We start from the raw sequence: 3,845 nt of genomic DNA, 5'->3' as shown, positions 1-3,845 counted from the left end.
ATATGTTTATAAGTGACAGCTGGCCGCGGCCAAGGCGGGCCGGGCCGGCCGCCGCACCACCCTCGCCTCCTTCGTGCAACTCACCGACCTGCACCTGACCGATGTGCAGCACCCGCTGCGGTACGAGTTCATGCGCTCGGGCCGGGTCAACGCCTGGCGCCCGCACGAGGCGCTCTCGGTCGTCGGCGCGGTCTCGCTCGTCGAGCGGGTCAACGCGCTCCGCACCGGCCCGGTGACCGGTGCCCCGCTGGCCTTCGCGATGACCACGGGCGACAACACGGACAACAACGCGAAGGTCGAGCTCGACTGGTTCCTGACCGCGATGAGCGGCGGCCGGATCACCCCCAACACCGGCGACCCGCGCCACTACGAGGGCGTCCAGGACAGCGGGCTGCGCGAGTTCTGGCACCCGGAGAGCACCCTGCGCGACGCGGACAAGAAGCTCGGCTTCCCGCGCATCGACGGCTTCCTGAAGGCCGCCCTGCGCCAGGTCAACAGCCCCGGCCTGCGAATGCCCTGGTACTCCACCATCGGCAACCACGACGACCTGTCGGGCGGCTCGTACGCGTTCGGCGGCGGCTTCCTCGCCGACTTCGCCACCGGTACGCGCAAGCTCCAGCTCATCCCGGCGGCCGAGGCCAAGAAGCTCATGCAGGCCGAGCAGGAGGGCGCCGACCCGACCGGCAAGCGGACCAGGGAACTGCTGCGCGCGCACGCCAAGCAGATGCGGACCATCACCCCGGACGAGCGCCGCGCGCCGTTCACGCCGCGCGAGTACCTGGCCGCCCACCTCGACCCGCGGCACGCCGGCCGCGGACCCGTCGGCCACGGCTACACCCGCGCCAACCTGGACGCCGGCACCCTCTACTACACCTTCCGCATCTCGGCCGACGTGGTCGGCATCAGCCTGGACTCCACCGACCCCGGCGGCCACTACACCGGTTCGGTCGGCACCGCCCAACTGCGCTGGCTTGAGCGGACCCTGAAGGCCCACCGGGACCAGCACGTGATCGTCTTCAGCCACCACTACAGCCGCAGCATGAAGAACATGACCCGCGACCCGGCCCACCCCAAGGAGGCCCGGCACAGCGGCGCGGAACTGGTGGCCCTGTTTAACCGCCACCCGCAGGTGGTGGCCTGGATCAACGGGCACAGCCACAAGAACGAGATCACCCCGCGCAAGACGTTCTGGGAGATCACCACCGCGTCGCACATCGACTTCCCGCAACTGGCCCGGGTGATCGAGCTGGTGGACAACCGCGACGGCACCCTGTCGCTGTTCACCACCCTCATCGAGTCGGCCGCCCCGTACCGCGCCGACCACACCGACCTCTCGCAGACCGGCCTGGCCGCCCTCTACCGCGAGCTGTCGTTCAACGCCCCCGAGCGCAGCACGGCACTCGCCGGCGACCCGCACGACCGCAACACCGAACTGCTGCTCCGCAAGCGCTGAGGGGGGGCGTCGGGCGGTTTGCTGCCCGGCACCCTTTCAGGCGCGTGGCCGTCAAAGGTCGGGCTCAGGGACCCGAGCCCGTCGTGCATACTCCAGCATGCTTGACGTATGACCTCGACGACTCGCATTACCGTCACGCTCCCGAGCGACCAGGTGGCGGAGCTCCGCAAGCTCACGGACAACGTCTCCGGCTATGTGGCGGAGGCCGTAGCCCGCCAGATCCGGCACCAGCTCCTGGGCGACGACCTTCGCCGCCATGAGGAGGAGCACGGGCCTATCAGCGACGAAGAGCTCACCGAGGCACGCGCGAAGATCTTCGGCTCCGCCGGCACCTCCAAGGGCGCGGACGCCGCGTGAGCGAGCGCATCGAGACCGTCCTGGACCCGGAAGGGCTCTTCGCCTGGATCGCACAGGACCGCAAGCTCCTCGCGGTGCTACAGGTCTTCCACGACATGGGGGCCGACCTGGTGATCGGGGCCAACACCATCGTGGAAGTCGCCCACTCCCGGACCAACACGCCCCGCCTGAACTGGGCCCTGTCCCGGATCAGGGTGGAACCGGTCACCGAACAAGCGGCGAAGGCGGCAGCGGAGCTCCTCAAGGACGCTGGGCTGCACGGGCACAAGTACGCCATCGACGCCACGGTCGCTGAGGTCGCCCTGCGCCAGCCGAAGCCCGTCGCCCTCCTGACCTCCGACAGCGACGACATGACCAAGCTCTGCGGAGACCGGGTCCGCATCGTCCCGCTCTGACGCGCCGGCCGGCCCCGGCCAGGCCCGCCCCATCCCGCCCTCGCAGCAGGCGATCAACCCGCGTACCCCTCCCGACGTCCTGTTCGGATGACAGTGCACCGACAGCACCCGAGCGCGCGGGGCCGCAGCGACGCGGGGCCGTGGGGCGGCGGGGAAACGGAGTTGAGGCACAGATGCGGACACAGCGGATGCGGGGCGTGCTGGTGGGGGCGACGGCGCTCGCCGCGCTCGGGGCCGGCGTGCTGGCGGCACCAGGGGCGGGGGCGGCCGACGGGGCGCGCGGCGGAGCGCGGGACACCGGGCACTCCGCCGCCCAGGCCGCGCTGAACGCCCAGGTGGCGGAGTACGGCGCGCCGGGCGCCCTGGCGCAGGCCAGGGACAAGCACGGGGTGTGGAACGGGCGCGCGGGCGTGGCCGACCTGACCACCCAGCGCCCGCGCGGCAAGGACGACCACTTCCGGGCCGGCAGCATCAACAAGACGTTCGTGGCCACCGTGCTGCTCCAGTTGCGGGCCGAGGGCAAGGTCGACCTCGACGCCACCGTCGACACGTACCTGCCGGGCGTGGTGCGCGGCAACGGCCACGACGGCCGCCGGATCACCGTCCGCCAACTCCTCAACCACACCAGCGGCATCCACAACTACACCGCCGACCAGGAGTTCCGCGCCGACCACATGGAGATCGGCTTCCTGGAGCACCGCTACGACACCCTCACCCCGCAGCAACTCCTCGCCTTCGCCCTGCGGCACGAGCCCGACTTCGCGCCCGGCACCGACTGGAACTACTCCAACACCAACTACGTACTCGCCGCCCTGATCATCGAGAAGGTCACCGGCGCCCCGTACGCGAGCGAGGTGCAGCGCCGCATCCTCAGGCCGCTGAAGCTGCGGGACACGAGCTTCCCCGGCACCGGCTCCGACCTGCCGAGGCCGCACGGGCGCGCGTACAGCAGGCTCTCCACGGACCCGAAGGCCCCGATCCACGACGTCACCCGGCTCAACCCGTCGCTGGCCTGGGCGTCCGGCGAGGTCGTCACCACCACCGCCGACCTCAACCGCTTCTACGCGGCCCTGCTCCGCGGCCACCTGCTGCCGGCGGCGGAGTTGGCGGAGATGAAGACCACCGTGCCCGTCGCCGACGGCGTCCCGCTGCGCTACGGGCTCGGCCTGATGGAGTGGCGGCTGTCCTGCGGCACCACGGTGTGGGGGCACGACGGCGGCATCCACGGCTCGGCCTCGTACGCCTTCGCCGACGAGGGCGCCGACCACTCGATCGCACTCAACCTCAACGGGGACTACGCGGGTGACGGCTCGATGGTCGTCGACGCCGAGTTCTGCGGCGTCACCGACGGCGGCGCGGCCAAGGGGCTCGGCAAGAGCGGCGACGACCGGGCCAGCTCGGTACGGCTCGGCAGCGAGCTGAACGCGCTCGGGGTCCCGGGAGCGCCGGCCACCCCGCGGCGCTAGCCACCCGGGCGGGCCACCGGCACCGGCCACCCCGCGGCGCCGGCCACCCGGGGGGGCCCCCCCCGCCGGGGGCCCCCCCCCGGGGCGCCCCGGGGCCGCGGGCCCCGGGCCGGCGCGGGGGGCGCGGGCGGCCGGCGGGGGGGGGGGGGGGGGGGGGGCCGCAGCCCGCCCCCC

3 protein-coding genes and 1 pseudogene are annotated in these 3,845 nt (G+C 72.5%); all 4 read left to right on the top strand.

Annotated elements, in window-relative coordinates; genetic code table 11:
* Nucleotides 1-19: 19 nt before the first annotated feature.
* Nucleotides 20-1,453, top strand: a pseudogene (locus tag AAHZ94_RS30060) (TIGR03767 family metallophosphoesterase); the annotation flags it as partial.
* Between the two features lie 108 nt (nucleotides 1,454-1,561).
* Entirely contained in the window at nucleotides 1,562-1,810 is a 249-nt protein-coding gene (locus tag AAHZ94_RS30055; RefSeq protein WP_349996884.1) for a type II toxin-antitoxin system CcdA family antitoxin, read from the top strand.
* Nucleotides 1,807-2,205 carry a DNA-binding protein gene (locus tag AAHZ94_RS30050; RefSeq protein ID WP_349996883.1) on the top strand — a complete coding sequence of 133 codons (399 nt, stop codon included), beginning with the start codon at nucleotides 1,807-1,809 and terminating at the stop codon, nucleotides 2,203-2,205. The genes AAHZ94_RS30055 and AAHZ94_RS30050 overlap by 4 nt, the downstream gene beginning before the upstream one ends.
* 173 nt (nucleotides 2,206-2,378) lie before the next feature.
* The gene (locus AAHZ94_RS30045; protein WP_349996882.1) at nucleotides 2,379-3,671 is read left to right on the top strand and encodes a serine hydrolase domain-containing protein; all 1,293 of its coding nucleotides are present in this window, start codon (nucleotides 2,379-2,381) and stop codon (nucleotides 3,669-3,671) included.
* The last annotated feature ends 174 nt before the right edge of the window (nucleotides 3,672-3,845 follow it).

It is taken from the genome of Streptomyces sp. HSW2009 (assembly GCF_040240285.1).
In the GTDB taxonomy this organism is placed as follows: domain Bacteria; phylum Actinomycetota; class Actinomycetes; order Streptomycetales; family Streptomycetaceae; genus Streptomyces.
Note: the sequence above shows the minus strand (reverse complement) of the source record. Positions and strands in the feature narration are given on the sequence as shown.

What these genes read in the sequence shown, in the direction of transcription:
- AAHZ94_RS30055 (WP_349996884.1), top strand. Translation starts at nt 1,562, where the DNA reads ATGACCTCGACGACTCGCATTACCGTCACGCTCCCGAGCGACCAGGTG.
- AAHZ94_RS30045 (WP_349996882.1), top strand. Translation starts at nt 2,379, where the DNA reads ATGCGGACACAGCGGATGCGGGGCGTGCTGGTGGGGGCGACGGCGCTC.